At 63.7% G+C, this 24592-nt stretch carries 20 protein-coding genes and 1 riboswitch; of the genes, 16 read left to right on the top strand and 4 right to left on the bottom strand.

Features of this window, described 5'->3' with window-relative positions:
- Positions 1 to 372: 372 nt before the first annotated feature.
- Positions 373 to 1383 carry a thiamine ABC transporter substrate binding subunit gene (gene thiB / locus Mame_RS04515; protein ID WP_018064944.1) on the bottom strand — a complete coding sequence of 337 codons (1011 nt, stop codon included), beginning with the start codon at positions 1381 to 1383 and terminating at the stop codon, positions 373 to 375.
- 37 nt (positions 1384 to 1420) lie between these two features.
- Positions 1421 to 1519: riboswitch (TPP riboswitch) on the bottom strand.
- Positions 1520 to 1746: 227 nt separating this feature from the next.
- On the opposite strand from thiB, the gene Mame_RS04520 reads away from it, so the two are divergent.
- The 5 genes from Mame_RS04520 (at position 1747) to Mame_RS04535 (ending at position 7416) form a co-directional block, all read left to right on the top strand.
- On the top strand, positions 1747 to 2184 hold the full coding sequence (locus Mame_RS04520; RefSeq protein ID WP_018064943.1) for an FKBP-type peptidyl-prolyl cis-trans isomerase: 438 nt from the start codon (positions 1747 to 1749) through the stop codon (positions 2182 to 2184).
- A 373-nt stretch (positions 2185 to 2557) separates the two neighbouring features.
- Positions 2558 to 4177, top strand: coding sequence for an OpgD/OpgG family glucan biosynthesis protein (locus Mame_RS04525; RefSeq protein ID WP_018064942.1), 1620 nt, complete (start codon positions 2558 to 2560; stop codon positions 4175 to 4177).
- Positions 4161 to 4337: a hypothetical protein gene (locus Mame_RS26520; RefSeq protein WP_155122022.1), complete on the top strand. Its 177-nt coding sequence runs from the start codon at positions 4161 to 4163 to the stop codon at positions 4335 to 4337. The genes Mame_RS04525 and Mame_RS26520 overlap by 17 nt, the downstream gene beginning before the upstream one ends.
- Before the next feature lie 74 nt (positions 4338 to 4411).
- Positions 4412 to 6223, top strand: coding sequence for a glucans biosynthesis glucosyltransferase MdoH (gene mdoH / locus Mame_RS04530; protein ID WP_018064940.1), 1812 nt, complete (start codon positions 4412 to 4414; stop codon positions 6221 to 6223).
- A gap of 5 nt (positions 6224 to 6228) precedes the next feature.
- Positions 6229 to 7416 carry an OpgC family protein gene (locus tag Mame_RS04535; protein WP_018064939.1) on the top strand — a complete coding sequence of 396 codons (1188 nt, stop codon included), beginning with the start codon at positions 6229 to 6231 and terminating at the stop codon, positions 7414 to 7416.
- Here the strand turns inward: Mame_RS04535 and Mame_RS04540 are convergent.
- Positions 7408 to 8919 (bottom strand): MDR family MFS transporter, encoded by a 1512-nt coding sequence (locus tag Mame_RS04540; RefSeq protein WP_018064938.1) that lies wholly within the window; start codon positions 8917 to 8919, stop codon positions 7408 to 7410. The genes Mame_RS04535 and Mame_RS04540 overlap by 9 nt on opposite strands.
- 121 nt (positions 8920 to 9040) lie before the next feature.
- Here Mame_RS04540 and Mame_RS04545 point away from each other — a divergent pair, with 121 nt between their 5' ends.
- The 11 genes from Mame_RS04545 (at position 9041) to Mame_RS04595 (ending at position 22099) form a co-directional block, all read left to right on the top strand.
- The gene (locus tag Mame_RS04545) at positions 9041 to 9580 is read left to right on the top strand and encodes a MarR family winged helix-turn-helix transcriptional regulator (RefSeq protein ID WP_018064937.1); all 540 of its coding nucleotides are present in this window, start codon (positions 9041 to 9043) and stop codon (positions 9578 to 9580) included.
- Between the two features lie 93 nt (positions 9581 to 9673).
- Complete coding sequence (locus Mame_RS04550; RefSeq protein WP_018064936.1) at positions 9674 to 10324, top strand: thiamine diphosphokinase; 651 nt, start codon at positions 9674 to 9676, stop codon at positions 10322 to 10324.
- A 6-nt stretch (positions 10325 to 10330) separates the two neighbouring features.
- Positions 10331 to 12148 carry an ABC-F family ATP-binding cassette domain-containing protein gene (locus tag Mame_RS04555; RefSeq protein WP_018064935.1) on the top strand — a complete coding sequence of 606 codons (1818 nt, stop codon included), beginning with the start codon at positions 10331 to 10333 and terminating at the stop codon, positions 12146 to 12148.
- The gene (locus Mame_RS04560) at positions 12148 to 12702 is read left to right on the top strand and encodes a gamma-glutamylcyclotransferase family protein (protein ID WP_018064934.1); all 555 of its coding nucleotides are present in this window, start codon (positions 12148 to 12150) and stop codon (positions 12700 to 12702) included. Before Mame_RS04555 ends, Mame_RS04560 begins: the two co-directional genes overlap by 1 nt.
- 59 nt (positions 12703 to 12761) lie before the next feature.
- Positions 12762 to 13940, top strand: coding sequence for an AI-2E family transporter (locus tag Mame_RS04565; RefSeq protein ID WP_018064933.1), 1179 nt, complete (start codon positions 12762 to 12764; stop codon positions 13938 to 13940).
- A gap of 224 nt (positions 13941 to 14164) precedes the next feature.
- Positions 14165 to 15691: a sugar ABC transporter ATP-binding protein gene (locus tag Mame_RS04570; RefSeq protein WP_018064932.1), complete on the top strand. Its 1527-nt coding sequence runs from the start codon at positions 14165 to 14167 to the stop codon at positions 15689 to 15691.
- Between the two features lie 29 nt (positions 15692 to 15720).
- The gene (locus Mame_RS04575) at positions 15721 to 16689 is read left to right on the top strand and encodes an ABC transporter permease (RefSeq protein ID WP_018064931.1); all 969 of its coding nucleotides are present in this window, start codon (positions 15721 to 15723) and stop codon (positions 16687 to 16689) included.
- A gap of 78 nt (positions 16690 to 16767) precedes the next feature.
- Positions 16768 to 17712 carry a substrate-binding domain-containing protein gene (locus Mame_RS04580; protein ID WP_026173500.1) on the top strand — a complete coding sequence of 315 codons (945 nt, stop codon included), beginning with the start codon at positions 16768 to 16770 and terminating at the stop codon, positions 17710 to 17712.
- 139 nt (positions 17713 to 17851) lie between these two features.
- Complete coding sequence (locus Mame_RS04585) at positions 17852 to 18904, top strand: sugar phosphate isomerase/epimerase family protein (protein ID WP_018064929.1); 1053 nt, start codon at positions 17852 to 17854, stop codon at positions 18902 to 18904.
- 403 nt (positions 18905 to 19307) lie between these two features.
- The gene (locus Mame_RS04590) at positions 19308 to 20492 is read left to right on the top strand and encodes a Gfo/Idh/MocA family protein (RefSeq protein WP_018064928.1); all 1185 of its coding nucleotides are present in this window, start codon (positions 19308 to 19310) and stop codon (positions 20490 to 20492) included.
- A 233-nt stretch (positions 20493 to 20725) separates the two neighbouring features.
- Positions 20726 to 22099, top strand: a complete 1374-nt coding sequence (locus tag Mame_RS04595) for a GH1 family beta-glucosidase (protein ID WP_018064926.1) — start codon at positions 20726 to 20728, stop codon at positions 22097 to 22099.
- A 43-nt stretch (positions 22100 to 22142) separates the two neighbouring features.
- Here Mame_RS04595 and Mame_RS04600 read toward each other — a convergent pair whose 3' ends face one another.
- Complete coding sequence (locus Mame_RS04600) at positions 22143 to 23279, bottom strand: ABC transporter ATP-binding protein (protein WP_018064925.1); 1137 nt, start codon at positions 23277 to 23279, stop codon at positions 22143 to 22145.
- 89 nt (positions 23280 to 23368) lie between these two features.
- Positions 23369 to 24586, bottom strand: a complete 1218-nt coding sequence (locus Mame_RS04605) for an ABC transporter substrate-binding protein (RefSeq protein WP_018064924.1) — start codon at positions 24584 to 24586, stop codon at positions 23369 to 23371.
- Between the last annotated feature and the right edge of the window lie 6 nt (positions 24587 to 24592).

A 24592-nucleotide genomic window follows, 5' to 3' on the forward strand; every position in this document is an offset into this window, starting at 1 on the left:
GCTTGGGGGCTATGCGGCATGGTTCGCCGCAGTATGCTGGAGGTGAGGCAATGTCACGCACCCACCGCACAGCCAGCCCACCACCTCGCTTATAAAGGAGTGGGGCTGTTGCATGCAGGCGCGGCGTCTTGCTCCCAATATTCTCTCCCGCTGGCGGGAGAGATGCCCCGAAAGGGGCAGTGAGGGTGGCGCAGCATTTCAAATTGTGAAGGCGTTCGTAGTGATAGACTCCCCCCTCACTGTCGCTGTCGCGACATCTCTCCCCTCCGGGGCGAGAAAGTTTGGGGGCTATGCGGCGCGGTCGTTTGCTGTGGTGCGGCACCAAGCGAGAGGCAGCGTCCCGTCTCCATTTCGCCGTCGCGTGGCTCGCCCTCACCGCGCGCTCATGGCGTTCAGCCATTCGTCGATCCATTTCTGGCGGTTCTCGGCGACGACGTCGGGGGAAAATTGCAGGGTCTTTTGCGGTTTGACGGCGTTTTCGAAGGCGGCGGGCAGCGGCTCGCTGGTCGCGGCCGCGGGCATCATCCAGTTGTGGGTCGGGATCGCGTCCTGGAAACCGGGGGTGAGGATGAATTCGAGGAAGGAGCGGGCGAGTTCCGGGTCATCGGCCACGGTCGTCATGCCGGCGACCTCGATCTGGATGTAGAGCCCGTCCTTGAAATCGATCGCCTTGTAGCGGTCGCTCCCCTCCTCGATCTCGTGATAGGCCGGCGAGGTGGTGTAGGACAGCACCATCGGCGCCTCGCCGCTGGTGAACAGGCCGTAGGCTTCCGACCAGCCCGGGGCGACCGTCAGGATCCGGTCGGAGAGCTTTTCCCATTGCGCTGCGGCGTCATCGCCATAGATCGACTTCATCCACAGCAGCATGCCAAGGCCCGGCGTCGAGGTGCGTGGGTCCTCGATCACCAGTTTCTGGTCGGCGGGTCCGTTCACCAACTCGTCAAGCGTGGTCGGCGGGTTGTCGATGCTTTCGGTGTCGTAGACGATGTCGAACCAGCCGTAATCGAAGGGCACGAAGATATCGTCGGAAAAGCCACCGGGGATATCGGCCGCTTCGGTCGAGACGCCGGATTTCGCGAAGAAGCCGGTTTCCTTCGCTTCGTGGACGAGGTTGTTGTCGAGGCCGAGAACGATATCGGCCGGGCTCGACTGGCCTTCGAGCTTCAGCCGGTTGAGGAGCGCAACGCCGTCCTCGACGCTGACGAATTTCAGCGTACAGTCGCAGGTCTGCTCGAAGGCGTCCTTGACCACCGGCCCCGGACCCCATTCGGCATCGAAGCTTTCATAGGTGTAGACGGTGAGGACCTTGTTCTCCTGGGCGCCCGCCGGCAGCGCCGGCAGCGCCGCAAGCGCGAGAATGGCGATGGTCGTGCGATAGGTCATGACGCCTCCTTGTGTTCGATAACTGAAGGGGAAAACGGCGTCCTGCGCGTCTAATCCCTCCGCCGGTGCTAGCCGGATCAGGTTCTTCGGGTTGGCTTAAAGCCTCTCAGCGAAAATCGCACCCCGTTAGAGCTGACCAAACACCTATCGCGGCGTACCCGGCATTTCAAGAGGCGCGCGATTTGAAAAAATGGCCCGGAAGCATTAGGTAAAGGCGTGTCCGGCCTGCCGGACGAAAAGTCGGTCGTCATGCGAAATAAAGCGTGTCGGCTCATCCTTCAGGGGCGAAAGCACTCTGGAAAACCGGAAACGGCGCGGCCGATCTCGGCCAGCGTGCAGTGTTTCAAGGAAGGAGCACACGAGATGACAGAAGCAAAAGCGGGCGATACCGTTCGTATTCACTATACCGGAACCCTCAATGACGGTTCGACCTTCGACAGTTCCGAAGGCCGCCAGCCGCTGGAATTCACCGTCGGCGCCGGTCAGATCATTCCCGGCCTCGACCGCGAGATCGCCGGCATGAATGTCGGCGACAGCCGCGATGTGAAGGTCGATTCCAGCGAAGCCTATGGCCCCCATGACCCGCAGAAGGTGCAGGTCGTGCCGCGCTCCGCCATGCCGCAGGAAGTGGAAGTTGCCCCCGGCATGCAGCTTCAGGCGCGCACGCCAGATGGCCAGACCGTGCCGCTGATCGTGACCAAGGTCGAGGAACAGGAAGTCACCGTCGACGCCAATCATCCGCTCGCGGGCCAGGATCTGAATTTTGCTGTCGAGTTGGTCGAGATCGTCAAGGCCGCCTGATCAGGGCCTGCCGCACGGTTTTCGAACTATGTGAAAATATTGCGGCGCGAAGGTGGCACATTGCCATGATTTTGCCATTCTTTGGCTGAATGGCTTTGCTAATAATGGGCTGGTACGCAAATGTGTGTGTCAGCCCTTTTTGATGAGCCATCCCCATGCCGGATTCCCGGAACGTCTATTTTATCGATCGAAAATATTCTCCTTCACCGATGGAACCGAAACGGGCCTGCCTCGTTTGTGACTCGTCCGCGCCCGTCTGGCGCCGGGCATTCGCGCAACCGCGCCTGCGCGCTTCCGGCGGGCGAAGGGAATGAGTATGCTGCTCTGCACCATTTCATATTATCTATCCATTTAAAGCCAACGGGATTTACGCATGAAGAGACGAACCTTTCTGGCCCAGACCGCGGTTGGCGCGCTCGCCCTTTCCGGAATGGGCGGCGAGGCATTCGCGCAGCAGGCGGTCGAGCCGGGAAAGATGCCGGAGGCCAATGCAACGGTCGAGGCGTCAGCGCCGCCTCCCGATGCCTTCACTTTCGACACGCTTACCGAGCAGATGAAGGCCAGGGCCGGCGAGCCCTATCAGGAGCCGTCCCAGGAGGTTCCCGAGCCGTTCCGGGACCTTCAGTATGATGATTACCGCGCGATCCGTTACGATCCCAACAAGGCGATCTGGCGCGACCAGTCCGATTTCCAGCTTCAGGCCTTCGCGCTCGGCTGGCTGTTCAAGACGCCGGTCGATATCTACGAGGTCGCCGATGGCGCGGCGCAGAAACTCGAGTTCACGGGCGATGACTTCATCTACCGCGCGCCGCTGGATGTCGAGCAGTTCCATGGCGTCAAGCTGCCGGGGGTCGCGGGCTTCCGGATCAACTATCCGCTGAACCGACCGGAAGTCTCGGACGAGCTGATCTCGTTTCTGGGCTCGTCCTATTTCCGCGCGCTCGGCCAGAACAATCTTTATGGCCTTTCGGCGCGCGGGCTCGCGGTCAACACCGCGACCAGCCAGGGCGAGGAGTTTCCGCGGTTTTCCGCCTTCTACATCATGCGCCCGGGAACGGAGAACGACAAGATCACTGTCTTCGCCGCGCTTGACGGCCCGAGCGTGACCGGCGCTTACCGTTTCGTGATCACGCCGGGCAAGAACACGCGCATGGATGTCACCGCGCGACTCTTTTTCCGGAACGATATCGAGCGTCTCGGCGTTGCCCCTATGACTTCCATGTTTCTGTTCGGGCCGGCCAACCATCATGCCTTCGATGACTACCGCGAGCGGGTTCATGACAGCGAGGGCCTCAAGATCGTGCGGGCCGATGGAACGGAGTTGTGGCGCAATCTGCAGAATGCCAAGACGCTTGCCAATTCGTTCTTCGGCGAAACCAATCCGCGGGCGTTCGGCCTCTACCAGCGCCATCGCGCATTCGAGGATTATCAGGATGCAGAGGCCCATTACGAGCGGCGGCCTTCGCTTCTGGTGGAGCCGGTCGGAAACTGGGGCAAGGGCACGATTTCGCTTGTCGAGATCCCGACCGACAAGGAAGTCAACGACAATATCGTCTGCTTCTGGCAGCCGGAAGCGCCCGCCAAGAAAGGCGGATCGGCCGAATTCGGATACCGGCTGACCTGGGGCGCGATCGAGGAAGACCAGGCCAGGCTCGCCCGCGTCATCGATATTCGCAGCGGCGAGGGCGGCGTTTCGGGCGTGGCCAACGACGATGACGACGTGCGCAAGCTCGTGGTCGATTTCGCCGGCGGCCCGCTGGATGACATGGCGCCCGGCTCGGAACTGCAGGAGCGCCTGCACATTACCAATGGCGAGGTCGTGCATTCCACGGTCTCGGCAATCAGAGGCCAGGGCGTCTGGCGTCTGGCAATCGATATCAAGCCCGCCGGCGACGCGCCGGTGGAAATTGTCGGGGCGCTGACGGACGGAAGCCGCGACGTGAGTGAAATCTGGTTATATCAGTGGAGAAAAGGCGATGACCAACCAAATTAACGGGTCGGATCAGAACATGGAATTCAGCCGGTTTCTTCCGGCGTCCGCGCCGCTTCCCATGCCCGAGCAGCTTCTTGAGCGCCCGCGCCGCCGCGGCGTGATCGCGACGATCCTGTCGCCGGTTCTCGTGTGGCAGCGCCCGCGCTCGGCACGGCTCTAGAAACCGGAAGATAACTTTTCCGGACGGCGTCTCGCTTTCAACGGCGAGGCCCGCAAGGATTAAAGGGATAACCGATGCTGGCCTTCAGACGGACCTTTTCGATCGTATTCGCCGCAATCATCGCGATTGCGGCGTCTCGCATCGCGATGGACGTTTTCTTCGCCGACGGCGCCGACTGGGTCGACTTCGTGCGGATCGCGCTTTGCGCTGCGACCGCCGCCTGGATCGCCTGGGGCGCGGCGCTCGGCATTGGCGGCCTGATCGGTCGCCGGTTCAAGACGCCGCCGCGCGCCTCGCTTGCCGAAAGCGGCCAGGCGGCAAAGACCGCCATCCTGATCCCGGTCTATAACGAGGACCCGCGCGCGACGTTCTCGTCGGCCGCCGCCATGGCGCATTCGCTGGCGCAAACGCCCTATGCCGGGCTTTTCGATATCGCCATCCTCTCCGACAGCCGCGACCCCGAGGTGATCGCGCAGGAGGAGGCGTGGTTCCTCACCCTTCACGCCGACATGCCGCGCGAGATCGGCGCGTTCTATCGCCGCCGCACCGACAATACCGGCAAGAAAGCCGGCAATATCGGCGATTTCGTCCGCCGCCACGGCGCGCGCTACCCCTATATGCTGATCCTCGACGCCGACAGCCTGATGGAAGGCGAGACGATCGTGGAAATGCTGCGCCGGATGGAAGCCGAGCCAAGGCTTGGCCTGTTACAGACTCTGCCCAAGATCATCGCGTCGAAGACCTGGTTCGCCCGCGCCCTGCAGTTTTCCGCCGGCCTGTTTTCGCCGATGTTCACCCGCGGCCTTGCCCGTATCCAGGGCGAGGAAGGCCCGTTCTGGGGCCATAACGCCATGGTGCGCACCAATGCCTTTGCCGAAAGCTGCGGCCTGCCGGCGCTTTCCGGCGCGCCGCCCTTCGGCGGCCATATCCTGAGCCACGACTATGTCGAGGCGGCGCTCTTGCGGCGTCAGGGATGGATCGTGCGTGTCGATCCTGATCTCGAGGGCTCCTACGAGGAAGGGCCGCAAAACGCGATCGACTACGCCAAACGCGACCGCCGCTGGTGCCAGGGCAACCTCCAGCATATCCGCCTTTTGACCGCGCCCGGCCTGCATGGCTGGAACCGCTTCACCTTTCTGCAGGGCGTGATGGCCTATATCAGCTCGCCGCTGTGGATGGCCTTCATCGTCGCCTCGATCGTCGCGCCGCTGTTTGCGCCCGCGATCGACTATTTTCCAAGCCCCTATCTGCCAGCGATCTTTCCGCGGGCCGAGACCGCGCTCGCGGTCACGCTGCTGGTCGGCGTCGGCGGTCTGCTGATCGGGCCGAAACTGCTGATCGCGCTGCGCGCCGGGCTTTCCGGCGAAGCGCGCCGTTTCGGGGGCTTTTTCCGGGTGTTCCTGTCCACGCTCGCGGAAATCATCTGGTCGTCGCTGCTCGCGCCGATCACGCTGATGTATCAAAGCCGTTCGGTGATGCAGGTGATCTTCGGCATGGATGGCGGCTGGCCGTCTTCCGACCGCGAGGGCCAGACGCTGAAATTCGGCGAAGCCTTCCGGGCAAGCTGGTGGATCGTGCTGACCGGCATTCTGACGCTCGTCGGCTCGTGGACGCTCGCGCCGGACCTGTTCTGGTGGCTGACGCCGATTGCCGGTCCGCAGATTATCGCCCCGCTGCTGATTGCCGCCAGTTCATCGCCGGCGAGCGGGCGGTTCGCGTATCACTGCCAGCTGTTCCGCACGCCCGAGGAACTGGCGCGTCCGGCGATCGTCAGGGAACGCGACCGCGTTCTTGCGCGTTGGAACGAGAGACCGGTTGTTGACCGGGAGATCGCCGCGCCGAGGACGGATGCAATCGAGCCCGCCTATTCGGCCGCGCAGGGATAACGCCTTTGGACGCAAACAGGAGCAAGGCCGCCGCCCCGACGGCCCCGGTGAAAAGCAAGCGCGATCCGCGCCTCGATGTTCTGCGCGGTCTGGCGCTGATCATCATCTTCATCGACCATGTGCCGGAAAACCTCTACTCGTTCTACACCATGCGGATGTATGGTTTCTCCGATGCGGCAGAAGCCTTCGTTCTGATCTCGGGCATTTCGGCGGGCCTTGCCTATAGCGGCCGGTTCGTCGCCGGCTCGCTGATGGAGACGGCGAAACGCATCTGGCGCCGGGCCGGCACGATCTATGGCGCGCATCTGTTCTCCACGCTCGTGGTTCTGGCGCTTGCGACGCCGTTCCTGGTCCGCTTCGGCATGGAGGAGTTCGCCGAGTTGAACGGGCTGTCATGGCTTTGGAAGCAGCCGCTCGGCACGGTCGCCGGCTCGGCTCTGCTCACTTATCAGGTCAGCTATTTCAACATCCTGCCGCTTTATATCGTGCTGTTTGCGGCCCTGCCGGCGCTGCTATTGCTTGGCAAGCGCAGCATCGGCCTGATGCTGTCGGTCTCGTTCGCGGTCTGGCTTGTGGCGCGCTATTTCGAGGTCCGGCTGCCGGCCTATCCGGCCGACTGGGCCTGGTTCTTCAATCCGTTCTGCTGGCAGTTGCTGTTTGCGATCGGCCTTGCGGTCGGCATCGCCAACCGGCGCGGCAAGGCGCTGGTCGCGTTTCACCCCGCCCTTTACGCTGCCTGCGTCGCCTTCGTGGTCTATGCCTTGTGGTGGCGGCTGATCGGGGAGTATAATTTCCCGTTCCCCGCCTTCATGCCGGACTTCATCGCCGATACCAGCAAGGAATGGCTCAGCCTGCCGCGCATCGCCCACATTCTGGCGCTCGCCTATATCGTGGTTTACATGCCGGGGCTCAAACGCCTCCTGTCGCTGCCGGTCTTCGAGCCGATCAATGTCATGGGCCGGGCGAGCCTCGCCACCTTCGTCACCGGCTCGCTGACCGCCTTCGCGTTTCAGATCCTGCGCGAAATGACCGGCGTTACGGTTCTGGGGGATACTCTGCTGCTGCTGGCGGGCATCGCGATCCAGTATTTCGCCGCCCGCACGGCGCTTGCCCGCGCCGGCAAGGCCAGGGCTGCGGCGATACCGGCCGCGATCACGCCGCCGCCGGAGGCCGCCATCAAGCGGTCAGGCTGAGCTTCCGGCCTTGGCCGGCGCGCCGAGCAGCATCGGCCGCAGCGCAAGGGCGGCGACAAGGCCGATCAGACAGACGACGGCCGCAAACATGAACAGCATGGTGAATGTATCGCCGTAACCGCCGATCGCCAGCGCGCGGGCAGGCTCCGGCAATGCGGCGATGGCCGTGGGAGAAAGCTCCGTAAGCGATCCGACGCCCGGAATGGACGCGGAACGGCCAAGGCCATGGGCCAGGATCGCGCCGTAGATGGAAATGCCGGCGGATGCCCCCACCATGCGCGACAGCGTCACCGTGCCGGTAGCGGCCCCGACATCGCCGCCGCGCGCGGCGTTTTGAACGCCAAGCACCGGCACCTGCTGGCCGAAGCCGATGCCGAGCCCGTGCAGGCCGAGGATCACCGCCATCAGCGCCAGCGGCGCGGAGACGGCAAACAGCGATAGCGTCACAAAGGCCAGCGTCGAGATCGACAGGCCGAGAATGGCAAATGGCCGGTATCGTCCGGTGATCGACATCAGCCGCCCGCCGGTGAGCGCGCCGACAGCGAGGCCGATGGTGACCGGAATGAAGAACAGGCCCGCCGCCGTGGGCGAGAGCCCGTGAACGGTCTGCAGGAACAAGGCGAGATAATTGACCATGCCGATCGCGATGCTGCCGCTGGCGATCGAGACGATCAGAAGCAGCACGACAGTCCGGTTGGAAAACAGCGAGAGCGGGATCATCGGCTCGGGCGCGCGCCGTTCCACCATCACCCACAGGGCGGTGAGCACGGCGACGGCTGCCACCACGCCGAGGCTTTCAGGCGACAGCATCGAGCCGAAGATTTCGCCGGAATCGCACCACAGCACGATCCCCGTCACCATCAGCGCCAGAAGCAGCGCGCCGAGGAAATCGATCTTCGGCCTGCGCCCGGTCTTGCGGTTGGGGAGAAGGATGTGGAGGCCCACCAGCACGACAAGCCCGACCGGCAGGTTGACGAGAAAGATCGAGCGCCAGCCGAAAGCGGCCGTCATCGTGCCGCCGAGGATCGGGCCGAGCGCGCCCGACGTCATCAGCACAAGGCTGGCATAGCTCTGGTACTTGGCCCGTTCGCGCGCGGGAAACAGGTCGGCGTTGAGCGAGAAGATCGACACCATCAGCCCGCCGCCGCCGAAACCCTGGAGAACGCGCGCGGCGATCAGCGTGTTCATCGAGACCGCCAGCCCGCAGGTTAGCGATCCGACCAGAAAGATCACGATTGCCGCCATCAGCACATATTTTCGCCCGATAAGATCGCCAAGCTTGCCGTAGATCGGCATCACCGCGCAGGACGCCAGCAGATAGGCCGAGGCGACCCAGCCGAACCGCTCGACGGCGCCGAACTCGCCGACGATGGTCGGCAGCGCGGTGGAGACGATCTGGTTGTCGAGGGTCGCCAGGAACATCGACATCAGCAGGAACAGGAAGGCGATGACCCGACGACGCGGATGCTCTACCAGCGAGACGAACGGGCTTTGTTGGTCCATGGGCGGGGCTGTCTCAGTGGAACGCATCGCCGATACATGTGCTGAAAGCAAATATTTGTCAACAGCATGGATATGCACTATGCATGTTTCAAATTTTCCGATGATCTGATAGACAGAGAGCATGGACGAAAAGCGCGACACGACAGCCCCGGACCAGGCCGATGCCATGCAGCGGATTTCCGACACCATGACGCAGCAGCGGCTGATGATGCGCCGCCGCATCATCGGGCGGATCGCGATCGCCAATGTCGCGCCGGCGCTGGAAATCACCCATCTCGATGTGCTTGACGTGGTCCATCGCGCCGGCGAGAATGACCGCGCGACGATCGGCTCGGTGGCCGACGGCATGCGGATCGACCCTTCGCGCGCAAGCCGGATCGTCGCCGAACTCGTTTCCCAGAACGTGCTGGAACGCCGCGTCTGCCAGAACGACGCCCGCCGTTCGATCCTGGTGATCACACCGAAAGGCAGGGCGCTGCTGAACGAGGTGCACGCGGTGAAGCGGCGGCTTCTGGAAAGCGTCACGGAAAACTGGTCGGCCGATGACCTTGACACGTTTTCCAAGCTCTATCAGCGCTTCGTCGACGGCCTCGAGGACTATGCCCGCGACCATGCCGGCGAAGCCGCCGAGATCGCGCCCAAGGCCCGCACCGCGAGCTGAGCAGAACTGACCGGGCGGGGATCGACAGGCGAACACGCCCGGGCGTGCGTGCCACCCTTCCCTTTGGCCCCGATCCGCTCTATTGCGTAGGCGATGAACGAGACCTTCACGATATTGCTGGGCGGCGCGCTTACGGTTGACGACCGGGTGCTGGCGCTTGTGGCCGGAAGCCGGGTGATCGCCGCCGATGGCGGCATGCGCCATGCCGGGGCGTTGGGCGTGAAGCCGGAAGTCTGGGTCGGGGATTTCGATTCCACCGATGCAGCACTTGTGGCGCGCTTTCCGGACATCACGCGCAAGAGCTTCCCGCCCGCCAAGAACCTGACAGACGGCGCGCTTGCAATCGAGGAGGCGCTGCAGCGGGGCGCTCGGCGGATCGTGATGGCCGGCGCGCTGCAAGGCGAGCGCACCGATCACGGGCTGATGAACCTGCTGCTCGCCGTCCGGTTGGCCGGCGATGGCATCGAGATCGTGCTGACCTCGGGTGAAGAAGAGGCCCATCCCCTGCTTGCCGGCGAGACGGTGGTGGAGATGCCGGAAGGCGCGCTGTTTTCCGTGCTCGGCGTTTCGGATCTTGCCGGCCTTTCGATCGGCAATGCCGTCTACCCGCTTGAGGATTTCGCCCTGCCCTTCGGCGCGGCGCGCGGCGTCTCCAACAAGGCGAAGGGCGGGCCGGTGCGCTTCGGCTTGAAAAACGGTTCGGGGATCATCATTCTCCGCCCGCATGATTTTTCGGGAGTATGAGGCGTTATGCCGCCGATTTTGAAACTGGACGATATTCATCTGAGCTTCGGCGGAACGCCGCTGCTTGCCGGCGCGGGCCTGCAGGTCGAACCGGGCGACCGGATTTGCCTTGTCGGGCGCAACGGTTCGGGCAAGTCGACGCTTCTGAAGATCGCCGCCGGTCTGGTCGAGGCGCAGTCGGGCGAAATCTTCCGCCAGCCCTCGGCCACCATCCGTTATCTCGAACAGGCGCCGGATTTCTCCGGCTATGCCACGGTCGAGGCCTATGTCGCGGCGGGGCTTGCGCCCGGTGACGAACGCTACCGCGCCGACTACATGATGGAGCATCTCGGCATTTCGCCCTCGGCCGACCCGAAAAAACTCTCCGGCGGCGAGGCGCGGCGGGCCGCGCTTGCCCGGGTGCTCGCGCCCGAACCCGATATCCTGCTGCTCGACGAGCCGACCAACCATCTCGACCTCACCACCATCGAATGGCTGGAAGAAGAGCTTGCCGGCACGCGCTCGGCCATGGTGCTGATCTCGCATGACCGGCGCTTTCTCGAAAACGTCTCGACCGCCACCGTCTGGCTCGACCGCGGCATCGCGCGGCGGATGGACCGGGGCTTTGCCCATTTCGAGGAATGGCGCGACAAGGTGCTGGAGGAGGAAGAGGCCGAGCAGCACAAGCTGGCGCGCGCGATCGTGCGCGAGGAGCACTGGCTGCGCTATGGCGTGACCGCAAGGCGCAAGCGCAACATGCGCCGTCTCGGCGAACTGCACGACATGCGCGCCCGGCATCGCGGCCACCAGGGCCCGCAGGGCACCGTCAACGCCACGGTCAGCGATGTGCGCGAAAGCGGCAAGCTGGTGATCGAGGCGGAGAACATCACCAAATCCTTTGGCGAACGGACGATCGTGAAGCCGTTTTCGCTCAGGGTTTCGCGCGGCGACCGCATTGGTCTCGTCGGCCCGAATGGGGCGGGCAAGACCACGCTTCTGAAGATGCTCACCGGCCAGCTTGCGCCCGACAGCGGCTGGGTGCGCCTCGGCGTCAATCTGGAGATCGCCGTGATCGACCAGAAGCGCGAGGAACTCGACCCCGACGACACGCTGGCGCATTACCTCACCGACGGGCGCGGCGACACGTTGCTGGTCAATGGCGAGCAACGCCATGTCGCGGGCTACATGAAGGACTTCCTGTTCCAGCCGGAACAGGCGCGCACGCCGATCCGCAACCTCTCCGGCGGCGAACGCGCGCGGCTGATGCTGGCGCGCATCCTGGCGCGGCCGGCGAACGTGCTGATCCTCGACGAGCCGACCAACGATCTGGACATCGAGACGCTGGATCTGCTGCAGGAGATCGTCGCCGGTTTTGCCGGCAGCGTCATTCTCGTCTCTCATGACCGTGATTTCCTCGACCGTACCGTCACCTCGACGATCGCGCCGGCCAATCCGCTGTCGCCGGATGGCGAATGGCTGGAATATGCCGGCGGCTATTCCGACATGATGGCCCAGCGCAAGGGGGCTGCCGCCGAGGCCAGGGCGGCCGAAAAGAAGGAAAAACAGGCCGCCCGGGAGAAGGCCGCGCCCGAACCCGCCAAGGCGAAAGGAAAACTGTCCTACAAGCAGAAATTCGCGCTCGAAAACCTGCCGAAGGAAATGGCGAAGATCGAGGCGGATATCGCCAGGCTCGAGGAACGCATGGCCGACCCGCAATTCTTCGCCCGCGATCCAGACGGTTTCTCCAAGGCCGCGAAAGTGCTGGAACGCGAGCGTGCGACGCTCGCCGCCAAGGAAGAGGAATGGCTGGAGTTGGAAATGCTGCGCGAGGAACTGGAGGGCTGATGGCGCTCGCCTATTTCGCCTACGGCTCCAACATGCTGACCGAGCGGCTGGCGCGACGCTGCCCCTCGGCAAGACCTGTCGGCCCGGCGGTGCTGGCGGATCATGCGCTCGCCTTTTCCAAGATCGGCAATGAGGGTTCTGGCAAGGCGACGATCGTCGAGCGGCCAGGCGAGACGGTGTTCGGCGTGGTCTTCATGCTCGACCTGAGCGAACGCGATCTGCTTGATGCGTTCGAGGGCATGGGCAACGGCTATGACCGGATCGATGACTGCGCGGTGCGCCTCCTCAAGGACGACGCGATGGTCTCAGCCTGCACCTACAAGGCCCCGCCCGCCTTCCGCGATCCGGCGCTGCTGCCCTTCGACTGGTACCACGCGCTGGTGATCGCCGGCGCGCGCCAGCACGGTCTGCCGGCGGATTATGTCGACCAGCTCGGCGCCGCCCCTTGCCGCGCCGATCCGGACCGCGCGCGACCGTCCGGGATCGAGGCAAGAGAGGTTCTGGCCAGCGCGGGCTTTGATGGCGATGGGGCTTTTGCTGGCTATCGACCTTGAAAGGCGATATGGGGGCAGCATAGATAATGCCGGGCTGTCCGACGGGAAAGAAACAGGCGATGGATCAGAAACCGCATCACAGGACGCAAAGCTGGATCGGCACGGCCGCCGCCGCCCGCGCGCCGCTGATCCCCTCCGTCACCGCCGCGCGCTGGCTGCTGCTCGGCGTGGCGCTCGCCGCGATCTATTTCTTTCACGGCTTCCTGGTGCCGGTTCTGGCGGCGCTGATCATCGCCTTTGCCTCGCAGCCGGTCTATCGCAAGCTCGACAGTCGGCTTGGCGGGCGGCGCAAGATCTCGGCCGCGATCGCGATCTTCCTGATCCTGTTGTTCCTGATCCTGCCGATCGTCTTCGCGGTGATCTACATGTCGCGCGAACTGGAGGCCTGGATCTCTTGGGCCGCCGCGGCCAACCGTATCGGCGCGCCGGTTCCCGACTGGATCCACAACCTGCCGGTCATCGGCGAATGGGTTTCGGCGAAATGGCGGGAATATCTCGGCCAGCCCGGCGATATAGGTCAGTTGATCCAGGCCGTCAGTGGCGAGAATATCGGCAGCATCTATCGCACCGCCCTGTTCGTCAGCGGCCGGGTGTTCGGGCTGGTGCTTGCGGCGCTGTTCATGCTGATCGCGCTGTTCTTCCTCTACAAGGACGGCGACAAGTTCGCCGCCCAACTCGACATGATCGGCGAGCGGCTGTTTCCCGACCGCTGGTACCGGATTTCGCGCGTGGTTCCGGCGACGATTTCCTCCACGGTCACCGGCATGACGCTGATCGCCATGGGCGAAGGCATCGTGCTCGGCACAGCCTATTATGTGGCCGGGGTGCCCAATTTCGTTTCCTTTGGTCTGCTGACGGCGGTGATGGCGATGGTGCCGGGCGGCGCGCCGCTGACCTTCACGCTGATCTCTGCCTATCTTGTCGCGCGCGGCACGCCGATCCATGGCATCGCGCTGTTTGCCTGGGGAACGATCGAGCTCTTCATCGTCGACAAGACGCTGAGGCCGCGCCTCGTCGGCGGGCCGATCAAGCTGCCTTTCCTGCCGACCTTTTTCGGCCTTGTCGGCGGGGTCAAGACCATGGGGCTGATCGGGCTGTTCGTCGGTCCGGTGCTGATGGCGCTGATCGTCGCGATCTGGCGCGAATGGGTGCTGGAGGCAAACCTCGCCGCCGCCGAAAAACCGGCCGAGGCCGAGCCCCCGCCTGCGCAAAGCCCGACCGCAGTCAGCACGGACTGAACCGACATCGCCTGACCCCGCCTCCCGGATACGGTTGGGACGGCGAAACATGCTTTACGTACATCATTTTTCCCGCTAGGCTCATCAGGGAAAGGGCAGCCGTCGCCGCAAGGGCGAAGCCGCGCCCGTTTTGCGCCGCTCGGGAAGGCGGCGCGGAGGAACATCTTCCGGCGCGGCGCGCCGGAGAGAAATGAGCGCTTCGGCAACAGCGCCTGGGGAGGATCATGATTGAGAAAGCGGGCGGAAACGCCGCTATTCTGCAGACCGAGGGGCTCAGGAAGTCCTTTGGCCCGATCGAGGTGCTGCACGGCATCGACCTGTCCGTTCGTGCCGGCGAAATCCATGCCGTGATCGGCGAAAATGGCGCCGGCAAATCCACGCTGATGCGGCTTCTGGCCGGCAATCTGAAACCCTCCGCCGGTGCCGTGAAAGTCGACGGCGCGCCCGTAAGCTTCGAAAACCCTGTCGAAGCGGAGGCCGCCGGCATCGTGCTGGTGCATCAGGAAATCCTGCTCGCGCCCGATCTCACCGTGGCGCAGAATATTTTCCTCGGTCGGGAAGTCCGCCGTGGCCTTGCGGTCAACGACCGGGTGATGAATGCGGAGGCCCACAAGGCGCTCCTCGAACTCGGCACCGATATCGCGCCCGATACACTCGTTTCCAGGCTGTCGATCGCCAAGCGCCAGCTCGTGCAGATCGCCCGCGTGCTGTTGACTCCGCACCGGGTGGTGATCTTCGACGAGCCGACCGCCTCGTTGACCCCGTTCGAGACCGAGGCGCTCTTGAAGGTGATCCGCGCGATCCGCGACCGCGGCGTTGCCGTGCTGTTCATTTCCCACCGCCTCAACGAGGTGAAGGCGATCGCCGACACGGTGACCGTGCTGCGCGATGGCCAGCTGATCGCCAGCCGTGACGCCGATACGCTCGAGCCCGCCGACATGGCCCGGCTGATGGTCGGCCGCGACGTCTCCAAGCTTTATCCCGACCGCGCCCATGACGGCGCCGGCCTGCCGGTGCTGGAGGTCGAGGACTTTACCGTGCCGGGTTACACCGAACGCTGTTCGTTCACGCTCAGGAAGGGCGAGATCCTCGGCTTTGCCGGCCTGATCGGCGCCGGACGCACGGAGCTGATGGAAGGCCTGCTGGGCTTGAGGCCCGGCAAGGGCGCGGTGCGGCTCAACGGCAGGACGGTTAATTTCAACGCCCCGATCGCGGCCCTTCGCTCCGGCATCGTCTACCTCTCTGAGGACCGCAAGGGCAAGGGCCTGCTCTTGACCAAGGACCTCAGAACCAACCTCACGCTCTCCGCCCTCGACCGGTTCACGAAGAACCTGCAGGTCGACCGCAAGGCCGAGGACAAGGCGCTTGACGACGCGATCCGCGACTTCGACATCCGCACCGGCTCGAAGGAACTTGCCGCCGGCGAACTGTCGGGCGGCAACCAGCAGAAGCTTCTGCTCGCCAAGATGATGCTGCTCGAACCCGAGATCGTGATCATCGACGAGCCGACGCGCGGCATCGACATCGGCAACAAGGAACAGATCTACAAATTCATCGCCGACCTCGCCCGAAACGGGCACTCGATCATCGTGGTTTCCTCGGAAATGCCGGAACTGATCGGCCTTTGCGACCGGATCGTGGTGATGCGCTCGGGCGAGATCGCCGGCGAGGTGACGGGAGAGGACATGAACGAAAACGAGATCGTGGTGCTGGCGACCGGCGTTTCCGGCAAGCGGGAGATGGCGTCGTGAGTGGACAGGCTGAAAACACATCAGGCTTCATGAGCCGGATCGACCTTCGGGTGCTGGCCCCCTTCCTGGCGCTGGCCCTGCTTCTGGTGCTCGGCGCGTTTTCCAACCCGAACTTCCTGAGCGTCACCAATCTGATGAATGTGGCGACGCGCTCGGCCTTCATCGCGATCATCGCGGTCGGTGCGACCTTCGTGATTTCGGCGGGCGGGCTCGATCTTTCGGTCGGCGCGATGGTGGCCTTCGTCGCCAGCCTGATGATCATGTTCATCAACACGGCGGTGATTTCCAACCCATACCTGCTGATCGCCGCCGCCATGGTGCTCGCAATCCTGATCGGCATGGCCTGCGGGCTTCTGAACGGGGTGATCACCACGGTCGGGCGAATAGAACCGTTCATCGTCACGCTTGGCACGATGGGGATATTCCGGGGGCTGACGACATGGCTGTCGCAGGGCGGCGCGATCACGCTGAAGGATTTCGACGTCCAGTCCGCCTATCGCCCCGCCTATTTCGGCACGGTGCTCGGCATTCCGGTCCCCGTGATCGCGATCGTGGTGACGGCGCTGATCGGGGCCTTCGTGCTCTACCGCACCCGCTTCGGCCGCCACGTCATCGCTGTCGGCTCCAATGAGGAGGTGGCGCGCTATTCCGGCATCTCGGTGCGCAATGTCCGGATCATCACCTATCTGATCCAGGGGCTCTGTGTCGCGGTCGCCGTGCTGTTCTATGTGCCGCGCCTCGGCTCGACGTCTGCAACCACCGGCATATTGTGGGAGTTGCAGGCGATCACCGCGGTCGTCGTCGGCGGCACCGCGCTGCGCGGCGGCGTCGGCCGCATCTGGGGCACGATCTGCGGCGCCTTCATTCTGGAGATCGTCGGCAACATCATGCTGTTGTCGAACTTCATTTCCGAATATCTGATCGCCGCCATCCAGGGCACGATCATCATCATCGCCATGCTGGTGCAGCGTTCGCTGTTCAACAGGCAAAAAGGCTGAATGGTTTGCGGGTTTTACGGACCGCCCGCAGCCCGGACATTCCGGACTGAACCGGTCCGCCACTTGGGAGGAGTAAACATGAAACATATGGTATTGGGCGCAAGCCTTATGGCGGCGACATCGCTTGTCGGCATCACCGAAGCCCAGGCGCTGACGGTCGGCGTATCCATCCCGGCCGCCGACCATGGCTGGACCGCCGGCATCGTCTATCACGCCGAGCGCGTGGCCGAGGAACTGATGAAGGAATATGACGATCTCAACGTGATCGTCAAAACCTCGCCAGATCCGGCAAGCCAGGCGAATGCCGTGCAGGATCTGGCCGTGCAGGGCATCGATGCGCTGGTGATCCTGCCGACCGACCCGGATCCGCTGGTCAACGCCATCATGCAGGTCAAGAGCCAGGGCGCCTTCGTGACGCTGGTGGACCGCGCGCCGTCGAACAACGACAGCAATGTCCGCGACCTCTATGTCGCCGGCAATAATCCGGCTCTCGGCGCCGTCGCCGGCGAATACATCGTCGAAACCACGCCGGATGCCGAAGTCGTCGTCATCCGCGGCCTGCCGATCCCGATCGACCAGCAGCGCCAGGACGGTTTCGACGCGTCGCTCGAAGGCTCCAACGTCAAGGTTCTGGAAAAGCAGTTCGGCAACTGGAACCGCGACGACGCCTTCCGCGTGATGCAGGACTATCTCACCAAGTATCCGAAGATCGACGTGGTCTGGGCGCAGGATGACGACATGGTCGTCGGCGTGCTGCAGGCGATCGAGCAGTCCGGCCGCGACGACATCCAGTATGTCATCGGCGGCGCGGGTTCGAAGGACATGATCAAGAAGGTCATGGACGGCGACAGCATGATCCCGGTCGACGTGCTTTATCCGCCGGCAATGATCGGCACGGCGATGGAATTGACGGTCGCGGGCCTGATGGATCAGGTTCCGGTGGCCGGCAGCTACATCCTCGACGCCACGCTGGTGACCGAGGATAATGCCGAGGACTACTACTTCCCGGATTCGCCTTACTGATCCGGCAGGCCGGCCATGCCGACCTAAAATCAAAATACCCCGGCGGAGCCTCCGGCCCTGCACAAGCAGGGCCGCTTCGCCGGAAACCCGAGGTGGATGCCACCGACACGACGCGACCGCATAGAACGGAGGAAATATCATGAAGACGATCAAGGGACCGGCCATCTTTCTCGGTCAGTTCGCGGGCGACGAGGCCCCGTTCAACAGCTGGGACGCGATCACGAAATGGGCCGCCGATTGCGGCTATGAGGGCGTTCAGGTGCCGACCTGGGCCGGCCAGCTCATCGACCTGAAGAAGGCCGCCGAATCCAGGGATTACTGCGACGACTTCAAGGGCCAGGCCCGCGAGAACGGCGTCGAGGTGACCGAGCTGTCCACCCACCTTCAGGGCCAGCTCGTCGCCGTTCATCCGGCCTATGACGAGGCCTTTGACGGTTTCGCGGCGCCCGAAGTGCGCGGCAACCCAAAGGCAAGGCAGGAATGGGCCGTCAACCAGGTGAAGATGGCGATCTCCGCCTCGAAGAATATGGGCATCAACGCCCATGCGACCTTCTCCGGCGCGCTCGCCTGGCCGTTCCTCTATCCCTGGCCGCAGCGCCCGGCTGGCCTGGTCGAGACCGCCTTCGCCGAACTTGCGAAACGCTGGACGCCGATCCTGAACCATGCCGACGAGAACGGCGTCGACATCTGCTACGAGATCCATCCGGGCGAGGACCTGCATGATGGCGTGACCTTCGAGATGTTCCTTGACCACGTCAACAACCACCCGCGCGCCAACATGCTCTACGACCCGTCGCATTACGTGCTGCAGTGCCTCGACTATCTCGATAACATCGATATCTACAAGGACCGGATCAAGATGTTCCACGTCAAGGACGCGGAATTCAATCCGACCGGCCGGCAGGGCGTCTATGGCGGCTATCAGGGCTGGGTCGATCGCGCCGGACGGTTCCGTTCGCTCGGCGACGGTCAGGTGGATTTCGGCGCGATATTCTCGAAGATGGCGGCCAATGATTTCGACGGCTGGGCCGTGGTCGAGTGGGAATGCTGCCTGAAACACCCGGAAGACGGCGCCCGCGAAGGCGCGGAATTCGTGCGTCACCACATCATCCGCGTGACCGAGAAGGCCTTCGACGACTTCGCCGGCGGCGGCACCGACGAGGCCGCCAACAAGCGGATGCTGGGGCTTTAGTTTCGCTGACGCAGGTAAGGGCTGTTGGCCTTCCCCCTCACCCCAACCCTCTCCCCTGAGGGGCGAGGGGGCTGCTGGTCGGGGTGATAGGCAGAGAACCAGCCCCGCGATCCCTTCTCCCCGCCGGGGAGAAGGTGGCGGCAGCCGGATGAGGGGCGCAGGCCCAACGAGGAAGCGGAGAAGAGCGGCAGTCGGAGGGCCGCAGACAAACACAACGGCCGGCGTGGGCTGCTAGCCTCCCCCCTCACCCCAACCCTCTCCCCTCCGGGGCGAGGGGGTATGCTGATCGAGGTGATGGGCAGAGAACCAGCCCCACGGTCCCTTCTCCCCGCCGGGGAGAAGGTGGCGGCAGCCGGATGAGGGGTTTTCACCCCGCACAAAGACAATTCAGGAGAACACGAAAATGGCGATTGAAGGCAAAGACGAGAAATATTCCGGCCGCATCCGGCTCGGCATGGTGGGCGGCGGCTCGGGCGCGTTCATCGGCGGCGTGCACCGCATCGCGGCGCGGCTTGACGATCACTACACGCTGGTCGCGGGCGCGCTGTCGTCCACGCCGGAAAAGGCGCTGGCCTCCGGCAAGGAACTCGGCCTCGACCCGGAGCGCACCTACGGCTCCTATGAAGAAATGGCCGAGAAGGAAGCCGCCCGCGAGGACGGCATCGAGGCGGTGGCGATCGTGACGCCGAACCACATGCATTTCGGCCCGGCCAAGGCCTTCCTCGAAAAGGGCATCCACGTCATCTGCGACAAGCCGGTGACCTCCAATCTGGAAGACGCCAAGGCGCTGAAGGCGATCGCCGACAAGGCCAATGCGCTGTTCATCCTCACCCATAATTACACCGGCTATCCGATGATCCGTCAGGCCCGCGCCATGGTGGCAAACGGCGATCTCGGCGACATCCGCCTGATCCACGCCGAATATCCGCAGGACTGGCTGACCGAGCCGGTTGAAAGGCAGGGGTCGAAACAGGCCGAGTGGCGCACCGACCCGAAACGCTCAGGCGCCGGCGGCGCGCTGGGCGATATCGGCACCCATGCGCTGAACCTTGCCCTGTTCGTCTCGGGTGCTTCGGTCGAAAGCCTTGCCGCCGATCTCGACAGTTTCGTCGAGGGTCGTCAGCTCGATGACAACGCCCATGTGATGCTGCGCTTCAAGGAGAAGAACGGCGTCAGGCCCAAGGGCATGCTGTGGGCGAGCCAGGTGGCGCCCGGCTTTGAAAACGGTTTGAAAATCCGCGTCTGCGGCACCAAGGGCGGGATCGAATGGGTGCAGGAACACCCGAACATTCTGTGGTTCACCCCGTTCGGCCAGCCGAAGCAGATGCTGACCCGCAACGGCGCCGGCGCCCTGCCGGAATCCACCCGCGTCTCACGCATCCCCGCCGGCCACCCGGAAGGCTATCTCGAAGGCTTCGCCAACATCTATTCCGAAGCGGCGCTCGCCATCAAGGCATATCGCGATGGAAGAGAAGCCCCCGACGTGATCTATCCGACGATCGAGGACGGCGTGATCGGCCTCGCCTTTGTCGAGGCCTGCGTCGAATCCGCCAAGAAGGACGGCGCCTGGGTGAAACCGAACGTCTGATGCGCTTCGGCCCTGCATGCGCGCTCAACGGAGCCATGCAGGGCCGGGTGACGCAATTCGGCAACGTTGTCCGGATAAGTTCTGTAACGTTACAGATTTCGGCGGCCCGTTCTGTACAAAGCGCTTTGGATTTTCTAGAGATCGGCCTCGAGAAGCTGCGGTGCGTTTAGCGGCGAGACGACTAAGGCCGGGTGGAATCGCCTCATCCCGGCCGAGACGAAAGGATATCCAGCATGATCGATCCCAAGGCTCTGGCCGGACGTTTTCCGTCCGATTTCATGTTCGGCGTCGCGACGGCCTCCTACCAGATTGAAGGCGCGGCGCGCGAGGATGGCCGCAAACCGTCGATCTGGGATGCGTTTTCCCACATGCCGGGCCGCACCTTCAACGGCGACAGCGGCGATATCGCCTGCGATCATTACCATCGTCTCGACCAGGACCTCGACCTGATCAAGGAACTCGGTGTGGAGACCTACCGGTTTTCGATCGCCTGGCCGCGCATCATTCCGGACGGGCGGGGACCGATAAACGAGGCCGGTCTCGACTTCTACGACCGGCTGATCGACGGCTGCAAGGAGCGCGGCATCAAGACCAATGCGACGCTCTATCACTGGGACCTGCCGCTGACGCTTGCCGGCGATGGCGGCTGGGCGGCACGCTCGACGGCCTACGCCTTCCAGCGCTATGCGCAGACGGTGATGAAGCGGCTCGGCGACCGCCTCGACATGGTCGCGACCTTCAACGAACCCTGGTGCATCGTCTGGCTCAGCCATCTCTACGGCGTTCACGCACCGGGCGAGAAATCGATCGACGCCGCCCTTGCCGCGCTCCACACGATGAACCTCGCCCACGGCCTTGGCGTCGAGGCGATCCGCCAGGAAGCGCCGGACGTGCCGGTCGGCATCGTCTGCAATCACCAGGCGATCGAACCCGCCTCTGACCGCGCCGAGGATATGGCCGCGGTCGAACGGGCCTTCCAGTTCCACAATGCCTGCTTCTTCGATCCGATGCTGAAGGGCGAATATCCGGCCGACTTCATGGCCGCCTATGGCGAACGCATGCCGGAGATCGAGGACGGGGATCTTCAGACCATCAACCAGAAGCTCGACTGGTGGGGGCTCAACTATTATCGTCCCATGCGCATCGCCCATGACGGCAGCCCGGACGCGGCGTTTCCTGCGGCGAGAGAAACTGCCCCGGTCAACAATGTCCTCACCGATATCGGCTGGGAAGTCTACGCCCCCTCGCTCGGCAAGCTGATCAAACAGCTCTATGATCGCTACGACCTGCCGGACATGTACATCACCGAGAACGGCGCCTGCTACAATATGGAGCCGGTCGACGGCGTGGTCGACGATGCGCCGCGCACCGAGTACCTCTCCGAGCACATCTCGGTCTGCGCCGACGTCATTGACGCGGGCATTCCGCTGAAGGGCTATTACGCTTGGAGCCTGATGGACAATTTCGAATGGGCGGAAGGCTACCGCATGCGTTTCGGCCTGGTCCACGTGGACTACGAAACCCAGGAACGCACCATCAAGGACTCCGGCAAGTGGTACAAGGCGCTGGCCGAGACCTTCGGGACGACTGAAACCGAAGCAGCCTGAGGGCCGCTGCGCGCTCCCGTGCCGCCGTCGGCTGGCCTCCGACTCACCCTTGGGCTTCCGGGGCCAGCACTTTCTCGAAATCGAAATCCTTGAGTTCGACGCGGCGCTCCAGCGCATTGCCGTCGCCATCGAACAGGTGGCAGTCGGCGGCGTTGATGCCGATCACCACGTCCTCGTCGACGCGCACCGGGGCCGAGCCCGAAGTCAGCGAGCAGAAGGTCTTGCCCTCGCCAAGCGCCGCATAGGCAATGGTGTTGATGCCGAGGCGTTCGATTACCGTCGGTTTGATGGTGATCGCCAGCTCGCCACCGCCGAGCACGGTGTGCTCCGGGCGAATGCCGAGCGTCAGCGTCTCGCCGACAAGACCGTCGCGGGGTTCGACCGGCACGGTGAGGCTCTTGCCGTCATATTCGACGGTGACGCCCGACTGATCGGCGCCGGTGCAGGTCACCTTCAGGAGATTCATCGGCGGATTGCCGATAAAGCCCGCGACGAACAGGTTCCGCGGCTTGTGATAGAGCTCGAGCGGCGCGCCGACCTGGGCGATGTCGCCGGCATTCAGCACCACGATCCGGTCGGCCATGGTCATCGCCTCGACCTGGTCGTGGGTCACATAGATCATGGTCGCCGCGAGGTCGTGGTGGAGGCGGGTCAGTTCGATGCGCATTTCGCCGCGCAGCGCCGCGTCGAGGTTGGAGAGCGGCTCGTCGAACAGGAAGATTTTCGGCTTGCGCACGATCGCGCGGCCGATCGCGACGCGCTGGCGCTGGCCGCCCGACAGCATGCCGGGCTTCTGTTGCAGGCGCTCGCCGAGTTGCAGGATATTCGCCGCCGCCTCGACGCGCTCGCGCACCTCCGGCTCGGCCATTTTCTGCACGCGCAGCGGAAAGGCGATGTTCTCGTAGACCGTCATATGCGGATAGAGCGCGTAGGACTGGAACACCATCGAGATGCCGCGCTTGACGGGGGCGAGATTGTTGACGCGCTCGCCGTCGATCGTGATGTCGCCGGAGGTGATGTCCTCAAGGCCGGCGATCATGCGCAGAAGCGTGGATTTGCCGCAGCCGGACGGACCGACGAAAACCACGAATTCGCCCTCGTGCACCTCGAGATCGATGCCCTTGATGACATCGTAGATGCCGTAATTCTTGTAGATGTTTTTGAGATTGAGCTGTCCCAAGAGGTCTCTCCTGCCGCATCCGGGCCGCCATTCCAGGCCGGCCCGCAAATGGGAAGCCGCCCGGCGGGTTTTCGCCGGGCGGCCGTCGCTTACTTGTATTCTTCGATCTCGGCCGCGGTCGAGCTCAGGATCTCGGCCGGCTCGGCGGAACCGATGACGACGGACTGCACCATATCGACCATGGCATTCTGGAACGCCTGGTAATCGGTGAACAGCGGCTCGGGACCGCCGAACTCGATACCGTCGAGGAAGGGGGCCCAGGTCGGGTCCTCTTCAACCATTTCCTGCACGCCCGCCACCGGCCGCAGCGGCGTCAGGCCGTGGGTCTTCTCATAGTAGAACTGGTTGTCCGGATTGGTGAGCCATTTGGCCAGGCTGATCGCCTGCTCTTCCACGCCGGAACCATCGAACACGGCCATGCTGTCGGTAATCAAGAGCGTACCGGGACCCTTGCCCTGCGGGCCGACCGGCAGCGGCGCGACGCCCCAGTTGAGATCGTCATTGACGCGGTTCCTGACCCAAGGGCCCTGCTCGATCATGGCGACCTGGGCATCGTTGAACAGCGGCGTCAGTTCATCCTGCTCGTAAGCCGTCGGGCCTTCCTCGGAGACATCCACCATCTTGCCGTACCATTCCAGCGCCTCAAGGTTCTGCGGGCTGTCGAGCACGATATTGCCGTCGGCGTCGATGACCTGGCCGTTATTGGTGTAAACCCAGTGCAGATACTGGTGCATGGTGTTGTCGAAGCTCTTGGCGGTCAGGCCGAAACCGGGCGTGCCGGTCTTTTCCTTGATGGTGGCGGCCATGTCGTAGAGTTCCTGCCAGGTCTTCGGCGGGGTTTCCGGGTCAAGGCCCGCCTGTTCGAACAGGTCCTTGTTCCAGTAGAGCGCCTTGGTGGAGAAGGCCACCGGAACGCCCCATTGCGCGCCGTCGAAGGTGACGGTGTCGACGATGTGCGGATAATAGGAGGCCTTTTCCTCCTCGCTCATCGGGATCGGCACGATCAGGCCGTTTTCGGAAAGCTGCTTCAAGGTGCGCGAGCCCATATAGGCAAGGGCGATCGGCGTGCCGGCAACGGCGAGGTTGGTGGCCTTGTCCTGGCACTGGCCCCAGCCGACGACCTCGGTCTCGACCTTGTAGCCGGGATTGTTCTTTTCCCATTCGGCGATGAAGCCGTCATAGCCTTCGGCGAGCTCGTCGCCGCACTGGATCATCGAGACGACCTTGTCTTCGGCGGAGGCGACGGAGGCCGAGGCGAGGAGCGCGAGCGTTGCGACGCCGAGGCTGAGTTTCTTCAGATCAGGCATTTTGAA

Origin of the sequence: Martelella mediterranea DSM 17316 (assembly GCF_002043005.1) — a bacterium.
GTDB classification, from domain to species: Bacteria; Pseudomonadota; Alphaproteobacteria; order Rhizobiales; family Rhizobiaceae; genus Martelella; species Martelella mediterranea.